The following is a 22,073-nucleotide window of genomic DNA, read 5'->3' as shown; positions in this document are numbered from 1 at the left end:
TCAGCGCTTCGAGAACTGGAAGCTGCGGCGAGCCTTGGCGCGGCCGTACTTCTTACGTTCAACGACGCGGCTGTCGCGGGTCAGGAACCCGGCAGCCTTGACCGCGCTGCGCAGAGCGGGTTCGAACTTGGCAAGAGCCTGGGCAATGCCGTGCTTGACCGCACCGGCCTGACCCGAAAGACCGCCGCCCTTGACGGTGCAGACGACGTCGTACTGACCGTCGCGACCGGCAACCTGGAACGGCTGGTTGATCACCAGACGCAGGGTCGGACGAGCGAAATAGACGTCCTGATCGCGGCCGTTGACGGTGATCTTGCCCGAGCCGGGCTTGATCCACACGCGGGCCACGGCGTCCTTGCGGCGGCCGGTGGCGTACGAGCGGCCCTGTGCGTCGACTTCGCGGTCGCGCAGCGGAGCGGTCGGAGCAGCAGGAACGACCGGCGCAGCAGCGTCGGTTTCAGCAGCAGGAGCCGAGGCAGCGAGATCCTTGAGATCGGCCAGGCTGGAAACGGTATCGGTGTCAGCCATTATGCACCCACCTTGTTCTTGCGATTGAGCGACGCGACGTCGAGCGCTTCGGGCTGGTTCCCGGCGTGCGGGTGTTCGGCACCGGCATAGAGGTGCAGAGCGCGCATCTGCGCACGGCCGAGCGGGCCACGCGGGATCATGCGTTCAACTGCCTTTTCGACCACGCGCTCGGGGAAGCGACCGCCCAGGACCTTTTCAGCGGTAACCGCCTTGATCCCGCCGGCATAGCCGGTGTGCTTGTAATAGGTCTTGTTCTTCAGCTTGTTGCCGGTGAACTTGACCTTGTCGGCGTTGATCACGATCACGTGATCGCCGCAGTCGACGTGCGGAGTGAAGCTCGGCTTGTGCTTGCCGCGCAGATAGTTGGCAACGATGACGGCCAGGCGGCCGACCACCAGGCCGTCGGCATCGATAACGTGCCACTTCTTTTCCACCTCGGCCGGCTTGATCGACCGGGTGACCTTGCTGAGAGCCTTCATGGCCTTCGGGTTCCCTGAATATGAGCGCCGCATGAAACAGGAACCACTGGGGAAACCGGCCGCATGTCGACGAGTGATGGGCGCCTTTGTTGCAATTGGCGCCAGGAGTCAAGGTTTCAGGCCGGTTTGCGAGGAGGTAAAATAATACCGTTCAGCTCGAAGAGCCCCCTCGTGGCTCAATTTCAGCCGCGTCGCCCGACCGCGTGGGCCGCCCACGTCGTTGCCACGACCAGCAAGGCGCCGGTCAACTGGTGCAGGACCGCGATCGGCAGCCAGCCTCCGCTCCAGACCGTCGCGATGCCGAGCAGGACCTGGGGGCCAAAGACGCTGTGCAGGGCGATCGAGGCCGGGCGATGGCCGCTTGCACGGACTTGCCGGGCAAGCACGACCATCAGGGCAACGACGATCCAGGCCCACCAGCGATGGATGAAATGGACGAGGAAAGGATCGTGGCTGGCTGCGTAAAGCGCGCCTTTGGCCCAGTCGATCCCCTCGGGCCAGAAGCTGCCCTGCATCAGCGGCCATGCGTCGAGGCTGAACCAGCCCGATCCCGCGACGACACCGGCGCGAAGCCCGGCAAGCCAGGCGCCGAACATCAGCTGGAACGCAAGAGCGCCGAGAGTGAGCGCGGCAAAGGGGCGCAGGCGGGCCGGGCGGGCGCCGCGCGCATTCCCGACAAGGTCGAGCGCGGTCCAGACGACCCCGGCCAGCGTGGTGAGCGCCACCAGCAAATGCGTCGCCAGCCGGAAATGGCTGACTTTCACATCATGGACGATGCCCGATTTCACCATCCACCAACCGACGGCGCCTTGCAGTCCGCCCAGCGCAAGGAGAGCAAGAAGACGCGGCTTGTACCCCGCCGGGATTTCACCGCGCAGCCAGAACCATGCGAGCGGCGCGGCAAAGGCGAGGCCGATCCCGCGCGCGAGCAGGCGATGGACCCATTCCCAGAAGAAGATGAACTTGTAGGTCGCCAGCGTCATCCCCGCCGGTCCGTTGATGCGGATATATTGCGGGGTCTGCTGGTACTTCGCGAACTCGGCCTGCCATGCCGCTTCGCTCAACGGGGGCAGGGTGCCCGAGACGACATTCCATTCGGTGATCGACACGCCCGATTCGGTCAGGCGCGTGATGCCGCCGACGACGACGATGGCGATGATCAGCGCGGCAACCGCCGCAAGCCAGCGGGCAAGGCAAAGCGGACGGGGATATGCGACCTTTGTCATGGCGAGCGATCTGGGCCGGGATCGTTCCGGGTGCAAGCGGGAATGAGGGCAGGATCGACCTTGGCGAAGGGGCTCACCCCTTGCGAGATGTTACACTGTTACATATATAAGCCCCATGAGCGACTCCTGCCCCTCCCTGACGACGCGTCCCTCCGCGCGTGGCAGGCTCGACCGCTTCGGCGTGATCCTTTCGGGCCTGTGCATGGTTCATTGCCTTGCCGGGCTGTTCCTGATCGGCGTGCTCGGCATTGGTGGCGGCATTCTGCTCGATCCGGCGATTCACCGGATTGGGCTCGGCCTTGCCGTCTTGGTCGGGCTTTCGACGATCGGGATCGGCGCGGTGCGTCATGGCCGTCGCCTGCCGCTCGCGCTCGGGGCTGCGGGCCTTTCGCTGATGGCGAGCGCGCTGGTGGTCGAACACGGCCGGGGCGAGGCGCTGCTGACGATTGCCGGGGTGGCACTGGTTGCGACCGCGCATATCCTCAACCTTCGTCGGGCGTCCTGCTGCTGATTTCGCCTGAAGACACGGCTTGCACCGTGAGGCGGGCACGTTAAGGCAGGCGCATGTCCGATGAACTTCAGCTTGTCGTCAATGGCGAGCCGCGCCGGGCCATGCCCGGTTCGGTCGCCGATCTGGTCCGCAGTCTCGAACTCGATCCCGCCAAGGTGGCGGTCGAGCGCAACGGCGAGATCGTCCCGCGTTCGACGCTGGGCGAGGTCATGCTTGCAGACGGCGATGCCCTCGAAATCGTCCATTTCGTCGGGGGTGGCGATCATGTGCCGGCCTCTGATGCCGGCGCCGCCGATACCTGGACGGTGGCCGGGCGGACGTTCACGTCGCGCCTGATCGTCGGGACGGGCAAGTACAAGGATTTCGAGCAGAACGCCGCCGCCGTCGAAGCCTCGGGCGCGGAAATCGTCACGGTCGCGGTGCGGCGGGTCAATGTCTCTGACCCCAAGGCGCCGATGCTGACCGACTTCATCGACCCCAAGAAGATCACGTACCTGCCCAATACCGCCGGTTGCTTCACTGCCGAGGACGCCATCCGCACCTTGCGCCTTGCGCGCGAGGCGGGCGGCTGGGATCTGGTCAAGCTCGAGGTGCTGGGGGAAGCGCGCACGCTCTATCCCAACATGGTCGAAACGCTTCGCGCCACTGAAGTGCTGGCCAAGGAAGGGTTCCTGCCCATGGTCTATTGCACCGACGATCCGATCGCGACCAAGCAGCTCGAGGACGCAGGAGCCGTCGCGGTGATGCCGCTGGGCGCGCCGATCGGGTCGGGACTGGGGATCCAGAACCGCGTGACGATCCGCCTGATCGTCGAAGGGGCGAAAGTCCCCGTCCTGGTCGATGCCGGTGTCGGTACCGCCAGCGATGCCGCCGTGGCGCTCGAACTGGGCTGCGACGGGGTGCTCATGAACACCGCGATTGCCGAAGCCAAGGACCCGATCCGCATGGCCCGCGCGATGAAGCTTGCGGTCGAAGGCGGTCGCGAAGCCTATCTCGCAGGCCGGATGGGCACACGCAAATATGCCGATCCGTCGAGCCCGCTTGCCGGTTTGATCTGAATTTCGGGTCACACTCCGATCGGTTCGGGGAAACGGAAAAAGGCCCGGCGGGATGTCCCGCCGGGCCTTTTTGGTGTGGAACCCGAAGGGCGAACCGAAAGGCTCGCCCTTTCGGGGGATCAGCCCGCGATGCCGCCTGCCGCGAGCGCGGCGAGCGTCAGGATGTCGGGTGCGATCGAGGTCATCGGGGTGATCTGGACCGGCTTTTCCATGCCGATCAGCATCGGGCCGATCACCGCGTTGCCGCCCAGTTCGCGCAGCAGCTTGGCCGAGATATTGGCCGACTGCAGCCCGGGCATGACCAGCACGTTGGCCGGACCCGAAAGACGGCTGAACGGATAGTTGGCCATGATCGCGGGATTGAGCGCGGCGTCGGGCGCCATTTCGCCTTCGTATTCGAAGCCCGGCTGCTTGGCGTCGAGAATGGCCACCGCGTCGCGGATATTGTCCACCCACTTGCCGTAAGGATTGCCGAAGGTTGAGAACGAGAGAAACGCGACGCGCGGTTCGTGACCCATGCGACGGGCAACCGCCGCCGTTTCGATCGCGATGTGCGCCAGTTCTTCGGCCGAGGGGCGTTCATGCACGGTCGTGTCGGCAAGGAACACGGTGGTGTGCTTGGCGACCATCAGATGGATGCCGAAGGGGATGTGCCCGGGCTTGGGATCGAGCACGCGGCGCACTTCATTCAGAGTCTGGGCGAACGTGCGGGTCATGCCCGAGATCATCGCATCGGCGTGGCCGAGCGCGAGCAACAGCGAAGCGAACACGTTGCGCTCGTTGTTGACCATCCGGGTCACGTCGCGTTCGAGGAAGCCCCGGCGCTGCAGACGCGGATAGAGGTAGTTGATCATGTCGGGCACCAGCGGGGAAACCGCCGAGTTGTGGATCTCGTAGCTTTCCGGATTGGAAACGCCGAGTTCGCCGAGCTTGGCCAGAACCGCATGGGTGCGACCGACCAGAACCGGCGTGCCATAGCCGAAATCGCGGAACTGGATGGCTGCGCGCAGCATGACTTCGTTTTCCGCTTCGGCAAAGATGACCCGCTTGGGGTTCTGCTTCACCTGGGCATAGACGTTGGTCAGCACCGAGGTCGTCGGGTTGAGCCGCGCCTTGAGCTCGTTGCGATAGGCTTCGAAATCCTCGATCGGACGCTGGGCAACGCCCGAATCCATCGCCGCCTTGGCGACCGCCGACGACACGACTTCCATCAGGCGCGGATCGAACGGGGCGGGGATGATATAGTCGAGGCCGAACTGGTGGTTCTTGCCATAGGCTGCCGCGACTTCCTCGGGCACCGGTTCGCGGGCGAGTTCGGCGATGGCCTTGGCCGCCGCGATCTTCATGTCCTCGTTGATCATCGTCGCCTGCACGTCGAGCGCGCCGCGGAAGATGAAGGGGAAGCCGAGGACGTTGTTGACCTGGTTGGGATAGTCCGAACGGCCGGTCGCGATGATGCAGTCCGGGCGCGCGGCCTTGGCGTCGGGCGGCGAGATTTCCGGGTCCGGATTGGCCATCGCGAAGATGATCGGCTGGGGCGCCATGTCCTTGACCCATTCGGGCTTGAGCGCATTGGCGGCCGAAAGACCGAGGAAGATGTCGGCGCCCTTCAGTGCTTCCTCGAGCGTGCGCGCCGGGGTGTCGACGGCATGCGCGCTCTTCCACTGGTCCATGCTGTCGGTGCGACCCTGATAGATCGTGCCCGAACGGTCGCACATGATCACGTTTTCGTGACGGACGCCCATCGCCTTCATCAGCGCGGTACAGGCAATGGCCGCGGCCCCGGCGCCGTTGACCACCACCTTGACGTCTTCGAGCTTGCGCCCGGTCAGGTGGCAGGCGTTGAGCAGGCCGGCTGCCGAAATGATCGCTGTGCCGTGCTGGTCGTCGTGCATGACCGGGATCTTGAGCCGGTCACGCAGGGCCTGTTCGATGATGAAGCATTCAGGCGCGCGGATGTCTTCGAGATTGATGCCGCCAAAGCTCGGTTCGAGCAGGGCGACGGCCTCGATGAAGCGTTCGGGATCTTCGGTCGCGACTTCGATGTCGATCGAGTCGACGTCGGCGAAGCGCTTGAACAGAACCGCCTTGCCTTCCATCACGGGCTTGGATGCCAGTGCGCCCAGATTGCCCATCCCCAGAATGGCGGTGCCGTTGGAAATCACCGCGACCAGATTGCCCTTGGCGGTGTAGTCGTAAGCGGCGGCGGGGTTGTCGGCGATTGCCTGAACCGGGACCGCGACGCCCGGGGAATAGGCCAGCGACAGGTCGCGCTGCGTGGCGACCGGCTTGCTGGCGATGATCTCGATCTTACCGGGGCGGATTGTCTTATGGTAAAAGAGGGCCTCGCGTTCGGTGAAACGGACGTTGCTTTCCTCTGACATTGTCTATCCCCAACTCGGTGATGCCTTGCAGGCCGTGGCGATGTCGCCGCGATGCGGCCCTCCCAAAGAGACCGACGCGAAAGGCATGAGGGATCATACCTTTCCCGCCCGTCGTCAGGATGGCCCTGTCCGACCTTGGGTGCTGCGTCAAGCGTGCAGCAATTCACATTTGCGCTTCGGTAATTTACTTTTGTACAACTAGACGGCGTTTTTCGCGCACCTCAGAAGTCGCGCGGTTGCCAGTTCGGAATCCGTAGCGGCCGCACTGCAAAAAGCATGCTGCGCCCATCCTGCCAGACCAGTTGCAGACGCGGATCGGGCCGCTTGGGAAGGCCCGTGTCGATCAGCCAGACATAGTCCACACGCTCGATCGGAGCGTACTTGAGTGCGACGTCGACGCTGCGCAGGCGGCCGCCGGCACAGCGTTCCGACCACACGAATTCCGACGGATCGGCCGTGAAATTGCGGCCCGGACGAAAGCGCGGGACGAGCAGGTGAAGCCCCGGTACGGCCCAGTTGTCGTTGACCCATGCCTGGCGATAGATGCTCGCGAGACTGGCAAGGTGATCGCGGCGGGTATTGCGCCAGGATTCTTCGAGACACGAGTGTTCGACGAAAGCGAGAACGCGGCTGCCGGGCTCGACATGTTGCAGTGCAACAAGCTGTTTGCGGTAATCCTGCGCATAGTCGGCAAAGCTCGCGCCCGTGATGACGAGGCGCAGGCCGAGCAGGATCATGCCGGTATAGGCGACGACTTTTGCCGTTCGCGGGCCCGCCCGGCTCCAGTCCTGAAGTCCGAGCAAAAGCATGCAGGCGACCGGCAGCAGGCGCACGTCGACGAAATTGCTGCCGTTGATGTCGCTCGGGATCGCGACGAATTCGGCAAGGACGAGGAAGCCCGGCAGGAACTGCTGCCATTTCCAGCGGCCGCCGATCACCCAGCCGAAGAGGATCAGGGCATAGCACGCGATCGTGGTGGCAGCGTCGAGGATCATCGACTGATCGCGCAGCGTCAGGATCAGGTACCATTCCTTCTCGTCCCAGCGCCAGTGGTTGAAGCTGCGCGCGGGCGGGGGAGAGAACAGTTTCCACAGCACGATGACGAGCACGGTCGTCGCCAGCGGCCACAGCAGGACGGCAAGCCGCTTTGCCGCCGCGCGCCAGTCGTGGGCGGCGAGGCTCGCGCGGAACCGTGACGGGCGCCACCAGCCTTGCGGCAGGAGGTCGATCTCGCGGCCCACCGCATTGGCCCCGATCAGCAGCGGCAGCAGCAATCCGCCGATGGCATGGCACAGCATCGCGATCGGCTGGACCGCGATGAGCAGCGCGGCACGTTTGCGCGGTTGCTTTTCCAGCCAGACGGCGATGGCAAAGGACGTCAGCGAAATGCCGGTCGCGAGAATGTAGTTGAGAAAGCCGGTCAGCAGCGGGAACGAGAAGACATAGATCAGCGCCCAGCCTGCCCCATGCCCGCCGCGCGCGTTGAGCATGCGGATCGTGGCGAGGCAGCCCCCGGCATAAAGCGCGGTCGCAAGCACGGTCGACCACCACCCGGCGGCCAGGATGCCGAAACGCGCGCCGATCAGCTTCATCAGCACGCCGTCGCCGATGTTGAGCGTGAAGACCCAGCGCCAGGCGAAATACTTGCCCAGCGGGCTGTTGGGACCGGCTGCCTCGATCGCGGCGGCGCCCATGTGACCGGGAATGTCGATCAGCGGGGGGACGTCGACCAGCATGAACGGAAAGCAGACCAGCAGAACGGCAAGCGCAATGCCGGGGCCGGAAAGCCACGGCAATCCGGTGATCGTCCATTTGAATGGCCAGACTTTATGACGGACCTGCATCAGCCCCTTTGCCCTGGAATGCCGCTAACCTGTGAGATGCCTTCGCCCTTAGTGCCTGTGCCTGATTTCACCAAATGGTGAATTTTTGGCGAGGTTTCGGCGCCGTTTTTCCGGCCCCGTCGGTGCGGCGAGGCCGGAAAAACGGATTATCACACGCTTGCCCGCCCGGAATTGTCGATATCCGTGGCGGGCGGTTTGAGAAACGTTCGTTTCTGGTTTAGCCCCAGCGACGTGACTTCTCATGCCCCAACTCCGATGATGGCGCAATATCTGGCGCTCAAGCAGCAGGCCGACGGTTGCCTGCTGTTTTACCGTATGGGCGACTTCTTCGAGCTGTTTTTCGAAGACGCGCGTCATGCGAGCCAGATTCTCGACATCTCTCTCACCAGTCGCGGCGAGCACGCGGGCGAGCCCGTGCCGATGTGCGGCGTTCCTGTCCATTCCGCCGAAAGCTATCTGGCGCGCCTGATCCGCGCCGGGTGCCGCGTGGCGATCGCCGAACAGGTCGAAACGCCCGAGGAAGCCAAGAAACGCGGCGGGTCGAAAGCACTGGTCGCGCGCGACATCGTTCGCTTCGTGACGGCCGGGACGCTGACCGAAGAGGCCTTGCTCGAACCGCGCCGCGCCAATGTGCTGGCAGCGCTTTGTCTGGTGCGCGACCGGGTGGGGATTGCCGCCTGCGACATTTCGACCGGGCGGATGGAGCTGGAAGAATGCGCGCCCGGCGACATCGGCGCGGCGCTGGCCCGGCTCGGCGCCAGCGAAATGGTGGTGAGCGAGGACGGCGGGGATCTCGGCCATGCGATCCCGGCCGATGCGGTCTCGCGTCCGTCGCGGGCATTCGATTCGGAGCGGGGCGAAACCCTGCTGCGCGAAATCCACGGCGTTGCGACGCTCGACGGGTTCGGACAGTTCACCCGTGCCATGTTGTCGGCAGCTGCGGGCCTTGTCGATTATCTCGACCATGTCGGGCGCGGCAAGCTGCCCTTCCTGCTGCCCCCGACCATGCGCACGGCGGGACAGGCCATGGCGATGGACGAAGCCACTCGTGCCAGCCTCGAAGTGCTGGTCGCGCAAGGCGGCGGTCGTCGTGGCAGCCTGGTCGAAGCGGTCGACCGTTGCGTCACCGGGGCCGGTGCGCGTCTTCTCTCCGAGGACCTTGCCGCGCCGCTGACGGAGATCGGCACGATCCGGCGGCGGCTCGAACTGGTAAGCTGGCTGCACGATGATCCGCTCTTGCGCGGGGACGTGCGCGCGCTGTTGCGGGCGGCGCCCGACATCGGGCGCGCGATCGGGCGTGTCGTTGCCGGGCGCGGTTCGCCGCGCGATCTCGGGCAATTGCGCGACGGGCTGGGCGAGGCGATGCGCCTTGCCGAGCTGATCGCGATGCGTTCGGATTTGCCCGACCTTGCGGCCCTTTTGGTGCCCCATCTGCGCGGGCACGGGGCACTGATCGATCTCTTTGCGCGGGCGCTTGTTCCCGCGCCGCCGACCGAACGCGGGCAGGGCGGTTTCATTGCCGAGGGCTATGATGCCGCGCTCGACGAATTGCGGCTGGCTGCGGGCAATTCGCGGCGCGCGATTGCCGCGCTCGAAGCGAAGTACCGTGACGAGACCGGGGTTTCGGCGCTCAAGATCCGTCACAACGGCGTGCTCGGCTATTTCATCGAAGTGCCCGCGCGTCATGCCGATCGCCTGATGGCGCCCGATTCGGGCTTTACCCATCGCCAGACCATGGCCGGGGCCGTGCGTTTCAACGCTCTGGCCCTCCACGAAGAAGCGAGCCGGATTGCCGAAGCGGGTGGCCATGCCCTTGCTGCCGAGGAATCCCATTTCGAGGACTTGTGCGCCCGTGCGGTTGCCGCACGCGAGGCGATCGCCCGGACTGCCGATGCGCTCGCCCGGTTCGACGTGGCTGCCGGGCTTGCCGAACGCGCGGCCGAAGGGGGCTGGAGCCTGCCGCGGATTGTCGATGAACCCGTGCTGGAAATCGCGGGCGGGCGTCACCCGGTGGTCGAGGCCGCCCTGTCCGCCCGCAACGAGCGGTTTGTCGCCAACGACTGCCGCCTTGTTCCCGATGACCGGCTCTGGCTGGTCGGCGGGCCGAACATGGGCGGTAAATCGACTTTCCTGCGCCAGAACGCGCTGATCGTCCTGCTTGCGCAGGCGGGCAGTTTCGTTCCGGCCGAAGCTGCGACCATCGGCATTGTCGACCGGCTGTTCAGTCGCGTTGGCGCCAGCGACAATCTGGCGCGCGGGCGTTCGACGTTCATGGTCGAAATGGTCGAGACCGCCGCCATCCTGGCGCAGGCGGGCGAGCGCAGTTTCGTCATTCTCGACGAAGTCGGGCGCGGGACCTCGACCTATGACGGCCTCGCTCTGGCATGGGCCGTGGTCGAGGCGGTGCACGAGGTCAATCGGTGCCGCTGCCTCTTTGCGACGCATTACCACGAACTCGTGCGCCTTGCCGAAAGCTGCGGATCGCTTTCGCTCCACCACGTGCGCGCGCGCGAATGGAAAGGGGATCTCGTCCTTCTTCACGAAGTGGCCGAAGGCCCCGCGGACAAGAGCTATGGCCTTGCCGTTGCGCGCCTTGCCGGGGTGCCGCAGCCGGTGATCAAGCGGGCACGCTCGGTGCTCGAACGGCTCGAAAAGGGGCGCGCGACGACCGGCGGGCTTGCGGCCGGGCTCGACGACTTGCCGCTGTTCGCCGCCGCGATCGAGGCGGCCGAGGAAAAGGTCGACGCCTTGCGCGAGAAGCTCAATTCGCTCGACATCGACGCGCTCAGCCCGCGTGCGGCGCTCGATTTGCTCTATGACCTCAAACGCGAGGCGAACAGCTGATCTCCATGGCTCACCAGACTCTTCCCGAACCGGTTTCGCTCGGCGGTCGCCGCGTCCTTTTCATCATGGCGCATGAGGCCGAATACGGGCCGCATCTCAGGGCCCGGTTTCGTCCGGTCATGACCGGGGTCGGCCCGGTCGAGGCGGCCCTTCACGGCGCGCTGGCACTGGGCGCACTCGCTCACGCCGGGGACTTGCCCGATCTCGTCGTGTCGATCGGTTCGGCCGGATCGCGCACCTGTCCGCTGGGCGAAGTGTTTCAGGCGCGCAGCGTTTCGTGGCGCGACATGGACGCGTCCCCGCTCGGTTTCACCAAAGGCGTGACACCGTTTCTGGACCATCCGGTCGACCTGCCGCTGGCAACGCCGCTTGCCTTGCCCTCGGTCCGGCTTTCGACCGGAGCGGACATCGTCTCGGGCGACGCGTATGATGCGCTCGAGGCCGAGATGGTCGACATGGAGACGTTCGCGCTCGCGCGGGTCTGCGACCATTTCGGGGTGCCGCTGATGGGCCTGCGTGGGATTTCGGACGGACCGGGTGAACTGGCGGGCCTGTCGGACTGGACCAGCCTGCTCATGCTCCTCGACGAGCGGCTCGCCGCCGCCGTCGACTTGTTGCCGGCCGCCCTTTCAGAGTGAGAGGAAAAGCCCCGCGAGAGCCGCGCTCATCAGGTTGCTGAGCGCGCCCGCGAGCAGGGCCTTGAGCCCGAGGCGGGCAATGACCGGACGCTGATTGGGGGCAAGCCCGCCTGCAACGGCCATCTGGATCGCGATCGAGCTGGAATTGGCAAAGCCGCACAGCGCAAAGGTGACGATCGCCACGGTGCTTTGCGACAGGTTTTTCGCCGCTCCCAGATCGATGAACGCGACGAATTCGTTGAGCACCAGCTTGGTCCCGAACATGCCCCCGGCGATTTTCGCCTCGGTCCAGTCGGGCGCGCCGAGCAGGCGGAACACGGGGGCAAAGATCGTCCCCAGCACTTGCTGAAACGACAGGCCGGGAAAGCCGATCAGCCCCCCGAACCAGCCGAACAGGCCGTTGGCCAGCGCGACCAGCGCGACGAAGGCCAGCACCATGGCGCCCACAGCGACGGCCAGCCGGACGCCGGTCTGGGCGCCTTGCGCGGCGGCCATGATGAGGTTGGCGGGGCGTTCCTCTTCCGGTTCGGTCACGGCCTGGGGCGGGTTCTCGCCATGGGGATTGGGCAGCGGTTCTTCAGCGTCGAGTTCAGGGGGAACGGGCGGCTCGTCGGGATAGATGAGCTTGGCCATGAAGACTCCGCCCGGGGCAGACATGAATGCAGCAGCGACGAGATAGTCGATGCGAATGCCCATCGCGGCATAAGCGGCCAGAATGGTCCCCGCGACGCCTGCCATGCCGACGGACATGACCGTGAACATCTGGGCCGGGGTCAGCGCGGCGAGATAGGGGCGAATGACCAGCGGCGATTCGCTTTGCCCGACAAAGATGTTGGCCGCCGCGCACAGGGCTTCGACCCGGCTGATCCCGGTGATCTTTTCAAGGGCGCCGCCGATCCAGCGGATCACCTGCTGCATGACGCCCAGATAATAGAGCGTCGAGATCAGCGCGGCGAAGAACACGATCGTGGGCAGGGCCGCGATGGCAAAGCTGTGTCCGCCGATTTCGGGCGAGGCGAGCGGGCCGAACAGGAACGTGACGCCCGCGCGCGCATAGCCGAGCAGGTTCTCGACCCCGTGGGCGGCGGCTTCCAGGGCGAACTTGCCCGGCGGGAAATGCAGCACGAGCGCGGCAAATCCGGCCTGGAGCGCGAACGCGGGCACGACCACCCGCAGCGAAATCGCGCGACGGTTGTGGGACAGCATCAGGGCCAGCACGACGATCAGTGCCATTCCGGCAAGACTGGACAGGATATGCATGTGGCGGCCAGGCGCTCCGTCGACATGAAGGGGAGGGACCGGCATCGGGATCGCGGGTCCGCATGATTGGTAGGGCCGATTTGGCAAAGGGTCAAAATCGGCTATCGCCTTTTTATGACTCTTTCCCGACCCGCTTCTCCCGCCGTTCCTGCTTCGCTCTTCGCCTTTCCGCTTGTCTACGGGGGGCTTGTCGTTCTGGCCGGGGTGCTGGGCACCAAACTCGCTGATTGCGGCACCTGGCCGCTGATCGGGCGCATGACGGTCGAAAGCGGGATTTTCGCGTTTCTGCTGCTGGTCGTGCTGTCGAGCGCGGTCAGCGAATTGCACGGGATCGCCACTGCACAACGCATGGTGCGCTTCGGCTTCGTCCCGTTGATCCTGTCGATGGCCTTGATCCGGCTGGTCATCGATGTGGTGCCGCCCGCGCCGGTCTGGCCGCATCAGGCCGAATTCGCCCTCATTCTGGGGCAGGGATCGCGGATGCAGTTCGCCGGGCTCATTTCCTATGGCCTGTCCCAGACGCTCAACGTCTTGGTGCTCGACCGGCTGGCGCGGCGGGGGATGGGGCGCGTGCTGGTGATCCGTGCGTGGCTCGCCAGCCTTGTCAGCCAGATCGTCGATACCGTCATTTTCATCACCATCTCGTTCTGGGGCGTTGCCGGGGCGGACGGCCATCCGCTGCCGCTGGGCACGATGATGGGCAGCCAGATCGTGGCCAAGGTCACGCTTTCAACCCTGCTGGTTCCGGTTCTGGTCTGGCTGGCGGTCAAACTGGGGTACGCGCTCGATCGCGAGGCGTGAATTCATTTCAATTTCACGTGTAGTCGCGTAATGGCGCCAGCCATCATGGCTACCAATCTCGACGCGAACGACGCCTATCGTCAGGCAATGCTCGAAAAGGCGGAAACGCTGATCGAGGCGCTGCCCTATCTCCAGCGCTATGCCGGCAAGACTTTCGTGGTCAAGTACGGCGGCCACGCCATGGGTGATCCTGCGGCACAACAAGACTTTGCGCAGGATGTCGTGCTGATGAAGGCGATCGGCATCAACCCGGTCGTCGTTCACGGCGGCGGGCCGCAGATCGGCGCCATGCTCAAGAAACTGGGCGTCGAATCGCGCTTCGTCGACGGCCTGCGCGTGACCGATGCGACGACGGCCGAGATTGCCGAAATGGTCCTGTCGGGCCGGATCAACAAGGAACTGGTCAGCTGGATCGCTGCGGCGGGCGGCAAGGCGCTGGGCATTTCGGGCAAGGACGCGGGGCTCGTCACGGCCACCAAGGTCGAAAAGGTCATCGTCGATCCCGACAGCGGCGACGAACTGATCGTCGATCTGGGCTTTGTCGGCGAACCTGCAGCGATCGACACCACCATTCTCCACACCGCGTCGGCCGCCGGGATGATCCCGGTGATCGCGCCGATCGGCGTGGGTGAGGACGGGCATACCTACAACATCAATGCCGACACCATGGCGGGCGCGATCGCGGCGGCCCTGGGGGCGGCGCGCCTGTTCCTGCTGACCGACGTTCCGGGCGTGCTCGACAAGAACAAGAGCCTGCTTACCGATCTGACGCCTGCGGACATCGCGGTGCTGTCCGAAGACGGCACGATCAGCGGCGGCATGATCCCCAAGCTGGAAACCTGTGTCCATGCGGTGGAAGCCGGTTGCGAGGCAGCGGTCGTGCTCGACGGACGGGTTCCCCATGCCATGCTGCTCGAAATCTTTACCGCGCGCGGGGCAGGCACCCTGATCCGGGCCTGAAAAGGACCTTCGACCCTGCGGTCGGAGCCCTTCTTTGTTCCCTCCGGTTGCCGTTGACACACCCTCTGGGCTAAAGCGGCGGCCCGGTTTCGCGAAGGAAGTCCGACGTGCTGCTCTACACCGTCATCCAGATGATCGATTACCTGATCAGCGTGGTCAGCACGATCGTGATCGTGCAGTTTGTCATGGGCCTTCTGATCGCGTTCAACGTGATCAACACCCGCAATGACGCGGTTGTCGCGATCTGGCGTGCGCTCAATGCCTTGCTCGAACCTCTGCTGGGGCCGATCCGGCGGGCCATGCCGCAAACCGGATCTGTCGATTTCTCGCCGCTGGTGCTGATTGTCGGGTTGCAGCTGCTCTCGATCCTGCTCCGCGGCTTTGCCGCCATGGGATATTGAGTGATGACTTTGACTGCCGAACCTGCTGTTGCGGATCTGATCGACGGCAAGGCTTTCGCCGCCGGCCTGCGCGGGCGCATCGCGACCCTTGCCGGTGAATTCGAGGCGCGTGCCGGACGCAAGGCCGGGCTCGCGGTCGTGCTCGTGGGCATGGACCCGGCGAGCCAGGTCTATGTCCGCTCGAAAGGCAAGGCGACGGTCGAGGCCGGCATGGCAAGCTTCGAGCACAAGCTTGAGGCCGACACGTCCGAAGCCGACCTGCTTGCCTTGATCGAGACGCTCAACGCCGATCCGGCGGTCGACGGCATTCTGGTTCAGCTGCCGCTTCCCGCGCATCTCGACGAACAGAAAGTCATCGCGACGATCAGCCCGGACAAGGACGTCGACGGGTTCCACGTCATCAACGCGGGTCGGCTCTCGGTCGGTCAGCCGGGCTTTGTTCCCTGCACGCCGCTCGGCTGCCTCATGTTGCTCAAGGATCGTCTGGGCAATCTGTCGGGGCTCGATGCCGTGGTGATCGGCCGCTCGAACATCGTCGGCAAGCCGATGGCACAGCTGCTGCTCGCGGAAAGCTGCACGGTGACCGTGGCGCACAGCCGCACCCGCAATCTGCCCGAAGTGGTGCGTCGCGCCGACATCGTCGTGGCGGCCGTGGGGCGGCCCGAACTGGTGAAGGGCGACTGGATCAAGCCGGGCGCGACGGTGATCGACGTCGGTATCAATCGCGTCGATGCGGCCGAGCCGGGCAAGACCCGTCTGGTCGGCGACGTCGATTTCGCCGGGGCCAAGGCGGTTGCCGGGGCGATCACGCCGGTTCCGGGTGGCGTCGGGCCGATGACCATTGCGGTCTTGCTGCGCAATGCGCTGGTGGCGGCCTATGCCAATGCGGGGATCGATCTCCCGGCTGGAACCATCTGAACCGAATTCTTTCGAAAAGAGGGCGAGGCCGAGGAGCCGGGCGGGGTTCACCCCCGGCCCGGCATCGGCTATGCCCGGGCGGTGACTTTATCCCGCCCTTACCGATCCTTGGCGATCGCACTGGTTCTTGCCGGTGCGTCGTCGCTTGTTCCTGTCCTCGTACCTTGTGCCTTTGCGCAGCATGATCGCGGGGAAGGACCGCCTCCGGGTAGCGGGCGTCCGCAAGGGGCGCTGACGCCTGCGGGCAATCCCAGCGCGCTGGTCGCTGCCGAAAGTGCGCTCGGACGCCTGTCTCGCGCCAAGGGTGAAGCGGCTGCTCTTGAAGCCATGGCCGAGGAAAGCGCCGAACTCTTTACTCCGACCCGGACGCTTGCGCGCGGCTGGTTCCGGCAGCATGGCGCGCCGGTCGGCATGGGCGCGCATCAGACGCGCATGGTCTGGATGGCCTGCGACGGGACTGTGGGCGTGACGTCGGGGATCTGGAATGGCGCTGGTGATGCGCCTGCGCCCAGTGTCCTGCCCGATGCGCAGGGGCCGGGCGGCTGGTTCACCACCGTGTGGAAGCGCGGGAAGAAAGGCGATTACCGCTGGACCATGGCCATGGCCGAGCCCTTGGCGGTGATGCCCCCGACGCCCGACTGGATCACCGGCAAAGTTGCCGATTGCCCTGCCCGCCATCGTCGGGACGAGGATCTCGAGGATGGGCCGCCGGGCAAGCGGGGGGGCAAGCGCCCCGAGCCGCAGCGCCCGGTCGGACCTCCGCCTTTGCCTGCGCCGGTTCCCCTGGCTGCGGCCGCAGCGGGTTCGGACAGCAAGGACGGTCGCTCTGACGACGGTTCGCTGGTCTGGCGCACGACGGTCATGCCCGACGGTTCGCGCAGCCTTGCGGTCTGGCTCTATCAGGACGGGGCGATGAACCGTGTCCTTGCCCGTGACATTCCCGCGCCTGCGCTCGCGCCGGGCAAGGGGGGCTGATCGATGTTGGGGCAACTGTTCTTTTCGGCCTTCATCACGCTGTTCGTGGTGATCGACCCGCCCGGTTGCGCGCCGATCTATGCCGGGCTGACAGCCGAGGCGACGCAGCGGCAGGCGATGACGATGGCATTCCGCGCCAGCGTCATCGCGGCGCTGATCCTCATCGGCTTTGCCCTGTTCGGGGCGCGGCTTCTGGCGGCCATGCACATCGAACTCGACAGCTTCCGCATTGCGGGTGGAGTCATGCTGTTCCTGATCGCGCTCGACATGGTGCTCGATCGCAATACTGAAAAGCGGACCGAGCGCGCCGAAAAGGTCAAGGCGTCGCGGCCGGTGGTCAAGGACGTGGCGGTGTTCCCGATGGCCATGCCGATGCTGGCGGGGCCGGGCTCGATCGCCTCGATCATGCTGCTGTCGGCGCGTGCGCACGGGGCGAGCGAAATGGGCATCATTCTTGCCGCGTTGGCGCTGGTCATGGTGCTGGCTTTTGCCGCAATGGTTGCCGCGCGCCCGATCATCCGCCTGCTGGGCGAACAGATCGAGGCGGTCGTCACCCGTCTTCTGGGCGTGCTGCTCGCGGCACTGGCGGCCCAGTTCGTGATCGACGGAATCAAGGGGCAGCTGTTCTAGGATCTCAGCGGCAGGCTTACTGCAGCGTGACCTTGCCGTCGTCGCGGTCGCGGCGGCCGAAGAATTGCATCAGTTGGATCAGCAACTCGCAACGGCTGCGCAAGTCGGGCGCTTCGAGCAGGGCCTGCTTGGCGGCGATGTCGAAGGGGGCGATCTGCGAGACGCCGTTGATGAGAGCCGCGTCGTCGAGGCGCCCGACCGAATCCCAGTCGACCGAATACCCCTGCGCGGTCGCGAACGTGCGCGCCTCGAGTTCGAACCCTGCGCGTTCGATCGCGCTCAGGAGATCGTCGGGTTCGTCGATCAGTTCGGCCTCGACTTGCCGGAACGGCGTCTTGACCTCCAGTTCGCGCAGGATGCGGAACCGGGACAGGCCTTCGAGCACGATGTTGTAGCGCCCGTCCTCCATCGCCTCGACATCGACGATCTTGCCGACGCAGCCCATGCGGAACAGTGGCGCGCCTTCCTCGGCGGTCTGCGGCTGGATCATGGCAATGCGACGGTCGCGGGCGAGGGCGTCGGACACCATTGCCCGGTATCGGGGCTCGAAAATGTGGAGGGGCAGCTGCAGGCCGGGGAACAGCAAGGCCCCGGGAAGCGGAAAGATCGATAACCGTTCGGCCGTCACTGCCCCACCCATCACACTAGCCGAAGAGAACGGTCGACAGCTTGCGCCGCGTCGCCGCTACCCAGGGATCTTCAAGGCCGATCGCCTCGAAGATCTGCAAGAGACGCGTGCGGGCCGCGCCTTCGTTCCACGTCCGGTCCTTTGCCACCATCTTGAGCAGCAACGCGGCAGCGGCATCGCGGTCGCCCGCTGCATAGAGCCCGTTGGCATAGGCAAGGGCGGCGTCCATGTCGTCCGCATCGGCTTCGGCGGCAGCGCGCAGGCCTGCCAGTTCGCCTTCCTCGGGCGCGTCCTCGGCCAGCGCGAGCGCGGCGCGTGCCTGCGCGACGGCATGGTCCTCGGCGATCTTCGGGTCGAGTTCGGCGAGGGCGGCTGCGGCCTCGTCCTTGTGCCCGGCGGCGAGCAGGGCGCGGATAAGCCCGGCATGGGCAGGCGCATTGTCGGGCGCGATGTCGATGATCTGGGCAAAGACCGAGATCGCGCGCTCGGCGTCACCGGCGGCAAGAACTTCCTCGCCCATGGCAAGCAGGGGGGTGACGTCCTGTGCCGGAGCGTCGCCTGCTTCGACCGGGAGCTGGGCGAGCAGCTGGTCGAGATATTGCTTCAGCTGCGATTCGGTGCGCGCATTGGTGAGGTCGGCGACCGGGCGTCCCTGGAACATCGCATAGACGGTCGGGATCGAGCGCACCTGGAACTGGGCGGCGATGAACTGGTCTTCGTCGACATTGACCTTGGCGAGAAGGACGCCCTTGTCGGCATACTCGGCCGCGACCTTTTCCAGCACCGGGGTCAGCGCCTTGCACGGTCCGCACCATTCGGCCCAGAAATCGAGAATCACCAGCTTGGTCATCGACGGTTCGGCGACCGCCTTGCGGAACCGGTCGACCGCTTTCTGTTCATCGAGATTCAGGCCAAGGCTTGCCACACATAGTCTCCGCAAGGGGGTGATCGGGATTGAGCTTTTACCCCATGTGGGAATGCGGTGCCATTCGGCAAGAGACATTGCCCGGGAGGGGCCGGAGAAGGGGGTGTCCGGGGGGTGGATCTTGTAACAAATTTGACCCCCTGTGGAAAAGAAAATGCATTTGGGGGGTTGCGCCCCCCCCGCATCACGGTTATTGGCCCGCTCACCCCAGCCGGACGGCTCCTGAAACGGACGCCAACCAAGCCGGCGCAACGCACGAGCGGGCGTAGCTCAGGGGTAGAGCACAACCTTGCCAAGGTTGGGGTCGAGGGTTCGAATCCCTTCGCCCGCTCCAGTTGCCCATCACGATGGGGAGCACAAAGAAGCCACCGCAAGGTGGCTTTTTTCGTTTCCGGGCTCATCATCGAATCGCGCTGGCTTTCGCGCAAGGTTCGAAAAACTTTCTCATTTTGCGGCAAGGCGAATGGCGACGGGGCTGGACGGCAAGGGCGCCGCTACCTACATACCGATCGGTATGAAATACGAGGAGTCGCCCCAGACGGTCCATGAGGCCGACGACGGGACCGAGGCACAGTCCTGTGCCGTTGCGGTCGCACGGGGACGGCCGCGTCAGTTCGATCCGGAAAAGGCCCTGACCGCTGCGCTGCAGGTTTTCTGGCAGCGCGGATACGAAGGCGCCTCTATTGCCGAGCTGACCGAGGCGATGGGGATTACCAAGCCCAGCCTCTATGCCTGTTTCGGAAACAAGGAGTCGTTGTTCCGCAAGGCGCTCGATCTCTATGAACGCGACAAGCTTGCCTATGCGCGCAACGCGATGAATGCGCCGACGGCCAAGGGTGTTGCCGAACAGATGCTGCGCGGCGCGATCAGTCTCCAGATCGGAACCAACGATCCGCGCGCGTGCCTGGGTGTCATGAGTGCGGTCGCCTGCACGACGTTCGACGATTCGATCCGCGACGAAGTCATGGCGCGGCGGGCTTCGGCCGATCACGTCATTCTCGAACGGTTTCGCCGTGCCGAAGCGGAAGGCGATCTTCCCGCCGGTGTAACGCCCGAGGCTCTTGCTGCGTATTTGATGGCAGTGATGCAGGGCATGGGCGTTCAGGCGGCCTCGGGTGCAAGTTCCGAGCAACTGACGCAACTCGTCGAAACGACGCTGGCACTCTGGCCGGGGCGTTGATCCGCAGGCGACGGGTGATGCCGTCGCCGGGATCGAAACTTTCCTGATCGTGGACGTTCTCGGCCCTGCCTTGCGGGGTGAGGTGTGTTTTTTACCGGTCGGTACATAATTCCGGTTGACGTCGCGGCGACAGCTTTTTATACCGCTTGGTATTGAATGTCCCGGGGCGATCGACTTCCCCCCGCTTTGTCGAGACGGCAGGACCAAGCCCCACCCTTCCTGCCGATCCCCGGGACATTCGACCGTGGTGCGCTCTGGCGCGTGCCGCTTCCGGTTCCGTTCGGCCCCGCCATCCCGATCCCACAGGTGGCCGGGCGGAACCGGTCCCTACAGGATGCGGGTCATTGCTGATGCTCACGACCGGTACGGGCCGGCGCGGAGCCTGATTTCGTGCGCGTTGCGTGCGGGACGGGCGGACGTGCCGCACGGACCGGGTGAGCGCATGTGCCCGCCATCCTGCCGCCCGCTATTTCTTTCGCCGCCCATGAGCAGGAGCTGCCCGATGGACATGCACACACTGGTCGACACTGCGGTCGACACCGCCCTTTCGTACAACGATGCCGACGACACGGCGGATGACGCTGCCGATGATGCTGGCGGGGCACCGGCCGCCACGCACACATCCCGATCCCACGATGGTCGCGTCCACGAACCGGCCCACCACCACGGATCGGGTTTCCCGTCCTGGCGCAAGGCGTTCGGGCTGATCCTCCTTGCCGGGGCCGTCGGCTTTGCGGGGTGGAAGATGATGAGCCATGAACCTGCGCAAGCCATGCCGCTCGACGTGACGCTGGGGGTCGCGCATCCCTATGCCGCGCCGGTGGTTGAATGGGACGATTACGTCGGCCGTTTCGCGCCCAGCCAGACGGTCGAGCTGCGCCCGCGTGTTGCGGGGCAGATCACGGCCCTGCATTTCCATGACGGCGACATCGTCCGCAAGGGGCAGTTGCTGTTTACTATTGACCAGCGCCCCTATCGCGCGGCTCTGGCCGAAGCGAGCGCCAATGTCGCCTCGGCCCGCAGCGCACTGGCGCTCGCACGGTCGGATTATGCCCGCGCGTCGCGCCTTTCGGGTGACGAAGCGGTTTCGGCCGGTGAAGTCGACAGCCTGCGCGCGCGCCTGCAATCGGCGCAGGCCGCTCTGGCCGCTGCTGAAGCGCGTCTGCGCGAACGTGCGCTTGATCTCGAATTCACCGAAGTACGGGCGCCGATTTCGGGCCGGGTGTCGGATCGCCGCGTCGATGTCGGCAATCTGGTCGCGGCGGGCGAGGGTGGGAATGCGACTCTCCTCACCACCATCAACGCGCTCGATCCCATCTATTTCACGTTCGATTCGTCCGAAGCCCTGTTCCTCAAGTCCCAGCGCGCACGGGAAGGAAAAGGAGCCTCGCCCGAGATCGAGATCCGCCTGCAGGATGAACCCGCCTACACATGGAAGGGCAAGCTTGATTTCACCGACAACGGTCTCGACCCGCATTCGGGCACGATCCGCGGGCGGGCGGTCATTCCCAATCCCTCGCTGTTCCTGGCGCCGGGCATGTTCGGCAACATGCGCCTGTCCAACGGGGGCATGGTCACCGCATTGATGGTGCCGGATGAAGTGATCCAGTCGGATCAGGCGCGCAAGACCGTCATGGTCGTCGCGCCCGACGGAACCGTCGCGGCAAAACCCGTCGAACTTGGCCCGGTCGTACGCGGCTTGCGTATCGTGCGGGCGGGATTGGCGCCGGGGGACAATGTCGTCGTCACCAATATTCAGGCCGCGAGCCCGGGTGCGCATGTGAAGGTCCGTGCGACCCGGATCACGCCGCAGGCCCAGGCCGCCGATACCGGCATCAGCGCCCCCGCCGCCGCACAGGCGACTCTGGCACGCTGAACCCTTT

Annotated in this window: 20 protein-coding genes and 1 tRNA gene; 13 read left to right on the top strand and 8 right to left on the bottom strand. The window is 65.3% G+C overall.

Translation table 11 applies throughout. The features are described from left to right. The 3 genes from rpsI to Y88_RS08605 all read right to left on the bottom strand — a co-directional run bounded on the left by rpsI (position 1) and on the right by Y88_RS08605 (position 2,233). Entirely contained in the window at positions 1 to 528 is a 528-nt protein-coding gene (gene rpsI, locus Y88_RS08615) for a 30S ribosomal protein S9 (protein ID WP_008068408.1), read from the bottom strand. Further along, entirely contained in the window at positions 528 to 1,007 is a 480-nt protein-coding gene (rplM, locus tag Y88_RS08610) for a 50S ribosomal protein L13 (protein ID WP_008068406.1), read from the bottom strand. The genes rpsI and rplM overlap by 1 nt, the downstream gene beginning before the upstream one ends. A gap of 182 nt (positions 1,008 to 1,189) precedes the next feature. Next, a complete protein-coding gene (locus Y88_RS08605) occupies positions 1,190 to 2,233 on the bottom strand; it encodes a COX15/CtaA family protein (RefSeq protein WP_008068403.1) in 1,044 nt (347 codons plus the stop codon). A gap of 115 nt (positions 2,234 to 2,348) precedes the next feature. Here Y88_RS08605 and Y88_RS08600 point away from each other — a divergent pair, with 115 nt between their 5' ends. Together Y88_RS08600 and thiS are read left to right on the top strand one after the other, a co-directional pair. Then, positions 2,349 to 2,744 carry a MerC domain-containing protein gene (locus tag Y88_RS08600; RefSeq protein ID WP_018075891.1) on the top strand — a complete coding sequence of 132 codons (396 nt, stop codon included), beginning with the start codon at positions 2,349 to 2,351 and terminating at the stop codon, positions 2,742 to 2,744. 53 nt (positions 2,745 to 2,797) lie between these two features. Continuing rightward, positions 2,798 to 3,802 carry a sulfur carrier protein ThiS gene (gene thiS / locus Y88_RS08595; RefSeq protein WP_008068399.1) on the top strand — a complete coding sequence of 335 codons (1,005 nt, stop codon included), beginning with the start codon at positions 2,798 to 2,800 and terminating at the stop codon, positions 3,800 to 3,802. Between the two features lie 119 nt (positions 3,803 to 3,921). Here the strand turns inward: thiS and Y88_RS08590 are convergent, their stop codons facing one another. Together Y88_RS08590 and Y88_RS08585 are read right to left on the bottom strand one after the other, a co-directional pair. Continuing rightward, positions 3,922 to 6,186, bottom strand: a complete 2,265-nt coding sequence (locus Y88_RS08590) for an NADP-dependent malic enzyme (RefSeq protein ID WP_008068395.1) — start codon at positions 6,184 to 6,186, stop codon at positions 3,922 to 3,924. Positions 6,187 to 6,407: 221 nt separating this feature from the next. After that, positions 6,408 to 8,030, bottom strand: a complete 1,623-nt coding sequence (locus Y88_RS08585) for a hypothetical protein (RefSeq protein WP_008068394.1) — start codon at positions 8,028 to 8,030, stop codon at positions 6,408 to 6,410. 255 nt (positions 8,031 to 8,285) lie between these two features. Here Y88_RS08585 and mutS point away from each other — a divergent pair, with 255 nt between their 5' ends. Together mutS and Y88_RS08575 are read left to right on the top strand one after the other, a co-directional pair. Then, positions 8,286 to 10,874 (top strand): DNA mismatch repair protein MutS, encoded by a 2,589-nt coding sequence (gene mutS, locus Y88_RS08580; RefSeq protein WP_008068392.1) that lies wholly within the window; start codon positions 8,286 to 8,288, stop codon positions 10,872 to 10,874. 5 nt (positions 10,875 to 10,879) lie between these two features. After that, positions 10,880 to 11,512, top strand: a complete 633-nt coding sequence (locus tag Y88_RS08575) for a 5'-methylthioadenosine/S-adenosylhomocysteine nucleosidase (RefSeq protein ID WP_008068391.1) — start codon at positions 10,880 to 10,882, stop codon at positions 11,510 to 11,512. On the opposite strand, the gene Y88_RS08570 is transcribed toward Y88_RS08575, so the two are convergent. Continuing rightward, positions 11,504 to 12,772, bottom strand: coding sequence for a NupC/NupG family nucleoside CNT transporter (locus Y88_RS08570; protein WP_008068390.1), 1,269 nt, complete (start codon positions 12,770 to 12,772; stop codon positions 11,504 to 11,506). The genes Y88_RS08575 and Y88_RS08570 overlap by 9 nt on opposite strands. A gap of 114 nt (positions 12,773 to 12,886) precedes the next feature. On the opposite strand from Y88_RS08570, the gene Y88_RS08565 reads away from it, so the two are divergent. The 6 genes from Y88_RS08565 (at position 12,887) to Y88_RS08540 (ending at position 17,457) form a co-directional block, all read left to right on the top strand. After that, entirely contained in the window at positions 12,887 to 13,573 is a 687-nt protein-coding gene (locus Y88_RS08565; RefSeq protein WP_008068389.1) for a queuosine precursor transporter, read from the top strand. Positions 13,574 to 13,618: 45 nt separating this feature from the next. Continuing rightward, entirely contained in the window at positions 13,619 to 14,533 is a 915-nt protein-coding gene (gene argB, locus Y88_RS08560; RefSeq protein ID WP_198133340.1) for an acetylglutamate kinase, read from the top strand. Positions 14,534 to 14,640: 107 nt separating this feature from the next. Further along, on the top strand, positions 14,641 to 14,934 hold the full coding sequence (locus tag Y88_RS08555) for a YggT family protein (protein ID WP_008068387.1): 294 nt from the start codon (positions 14,641 to 14,643) through the stop codon (positions 14,932 to 14,934). 3 nt (positions 14,935 to 14,937) lie between these two features. Next, on the top strand, positions 14,938 to 15,852 hold the full coding sequence (gene folD, locus Y88_RS08550) for a bifunctional methylenetetrahydrofolate dehydrogenase/methenyltetrahydrofolate cyclohydrolase FolD (RefSeq protein WP_018075890.1): 915 nt from the start codon (positions 14,938 to 14,940) through the stop codon (positions 15,850 to 15,852). 108 nt (positions 15,853 to 15,960) lie between these two features. Continuing rightward, on the top strand, positions 15,961 to 16,827 hold the full coding sequence (locus Y88_RS08545; protein ID WP_008068385.1) for a hypothetical protein: 867 nt from the start codon (positions 15,961 to 15,963) through the stop codon (positions 16,825 to 16,827). A 6-nt stretch (positions 16,828 to 16,833) separates the two neighbouring features. Further along, positions 16,834 to 17,457 carry a MarC family protein gene (locus Y88_RS08540; RefSeq protein WP_018075889.1) on the top strand — a complete coding sequence of 208 codons (624 nt, stop codon included), beginning with the start codon at positions 16,834 to 16,836 and terminating at the stop codon, positions 17,455 to 17,457. A 16-nt stretch (positions 17,458 to 17,473) separates the two neighbouring features. Here Y88_RS08540 and Y88_RS08535 read toward each other — a convergent pair whose 3' ends face one another. After that, on the bottom strand, positions 17,474 to 18,097 hold the full coding sequence (locus Y88_RS08535; RefSeq protein ID WP_018075888.1) for an LON peptidase substrate-binding domain-containing protein: 624 nt from the start codon (positions 18,095 to 18,097) through the stop codon (positions 17,474 to 17,476). A 4-nt stretch (positions 18,098 to 18,101) separates the two neighbouring features. Next, complete coding sequence (locus Y88_RS08530; RefSeq protein ID WP_018075887.1) at positions 18,102 to 19,010, bottom strand: tetratricopeptide repeat protein; 909 nt, start codon at positions 19,008 to 19,010, stop codon at positions 18,102 to 18,104. A 259-nt stretch (positions 19,011 to 19,269) separates the two neighbouring features. On the opposite strand from Y88_RS08530, the gene Y88_RS08525 reads away from it, so the two are divergent. The 3 genes from Y88_RS08525 (at position 19,270) to Y88_RS08515 (ending at position 22,066) form a co-directional block, all read left to right on the top strand. Then, positions 19,270 to 19,344 (top strand) — tRNA-Gly (locus tag Y88_RS08525). 129 nt (positions 19,345 to 19,473) lie between these two features. Next, positions 19,474 to 20,190: a TetR/AcrR family transcriptional regulator gene (locus Y88_RS08520; RefSeq protein ID WP_008068375.1), complete on the top strand. Its 717-nt coding sequence runs from the start codon at positions 19,474 to 19,476 to the stop codon at positions 20,188 to 20,190. Positions 20,191 to 20,698: 508 nt separating this feature from the next. Continuing rightward, positions 20,699 to 22,066: an efflux RND transporter periplasmic adaptor subunit gene (locus Y88_RS08515; protein WP_408637193.1), complete on the top strand. Its 1,368-nt coding sequence runs from the start codon at positions 20,699 to 20,701 to the stop codon at positions 22,064 to 22,066. The last annotated feature ends 7 nt before the right edge of the window (positions 22,067 to 22,073 follow it).

Origin of the sequence: Novosphingobium nitrogenifigens DSM 19370 (assembly GCF_000192575.1) — a bacterium.
In the GTDB taxonomy this organism is placed as follows: Bacteria; Pseudomonadota; Alphaproteobacteria; order Sphingomonadales; family Sphingomonadaceae; genus Novosphingobium; species Novosphingobium nitrogenifigens.
Note: the sequence above shows the minus strand (reverse complement) of the source record. Positions and strands in the feature narration are given on the sequence as shown.

Excerpts from the sequence above, each read along its gene's own strand:
- rpsI (WP_008068408.1), bottom strand. The coding sequence starts at position 528 with ATGGCTGACACCGATACCGTTTCCAGCCTGGCCGATCTCAAGGATCTC.
- rplM (WP_008068406.1), bottom strand. The coding sequence starts at position 1,007 with ATGAAGGCTCTCAGCAAGGTCACCCGGTCGATCAAGCCGGCCGAGGTG.
- Y88_RS08605 (WP_008068403.1), bottom strand. The coding sequence starts at position 2,233 with ATGACAAAGGTCGCATATCCCCGTCCGCTTTGCCTTGCCCGCTGGCTT.
- Y88_RS08600 (WP_018075891.1), top strand. The coding sequence starts at position 2,349 with ATGAGCGACTCCTGCCCCTCCCTGACGACGCGTCCCTCCGCGCGTGGC.
- thiS (WP_008068399.1), top strand. The coding sequence starts at position 2,798 with ATGTCCGATGAACTTCAGCTTGTCGTCAATGGCGAGCCGCGCCGGGCC.
- Y88_RS08590 (WP_008068395.1), bottom strand. The coding sequence starts at position 6,186 with ATGTCAGAGGAAAGCAACGTCCGTTTCACCGAACGCGAGGCCCTCTTT.
- Y88_RS08585 (WP_008068394.1), bottom strand. The coding sequence starts at position 8,030 with ATGCAGGTCCGTCATAAAGTCTGGCCATTCAAATGGACGATCACCGGA.
- mutS (WP_008068392.1), top strand. The coding sequence starts at position 8,286 with ATGATGGCGCAATATCTGGCGCTCAAGCAGCAGGCCGACGGTTGCCTG.
- Y88_RS08575 (WP_008068391.1), top strand. The coding sequence starts at position 10,880 with ATGGCTCACCAGACTCTTCCCGAACCGGTTTCGCTCGGCGGTCGCCGC.
- Y88_RS08570 (WP_008068390.1), bottom strand. The coding sequence starts at position 12,772 with ATGCATATCCTGTCCAGTCTTGCCGGAATGGCACTGATCGTCGTGCTG.
- Y88_RS08565 (WP_008068389.1), top strand. The coding sequence starts at position 12,887 with ATGACTCTTTCCCGACCCGCTTCTCCCGCCGTTCCTGCTTCGCTCTTC.
- argB (WP_198133340.1), top strand. The coding sequence starts at position 13,619 with ATGGCTACCAATCTCGACGCGAACGACGCCTATCGTCAGGCAATGCTC.
- folD (WP_018075890.1), top strand. The coding sequence starts at position 14,938 with ATGACTTTGACTGCCGAACCTGCTGTTGCGGATCTGATCGACGGCAAG.
- Y88_RS08535 (WP_018075888.1), bottom strand. The coding sequence starts at position 18,097 with ATGGGTGGGGCAGTGACGGCCGAACGGTTATCGATCTTTCCGCTTCCC.
- Y88_RS08520 (WP_008068375.1), top strand. The coding sequence starts at position 19,474 with ATGGCGACGGGGCTGGACGGCAAGGGCGCCGCTACCTACATACCGATC.
- Y88_RS08515 (WP_408637193.1), top strand. The coding sequence starts at position 20,699 with ATGCACACACTGGTCGACACTGCGGTCGACACCGCCCTTTCGTACAAC.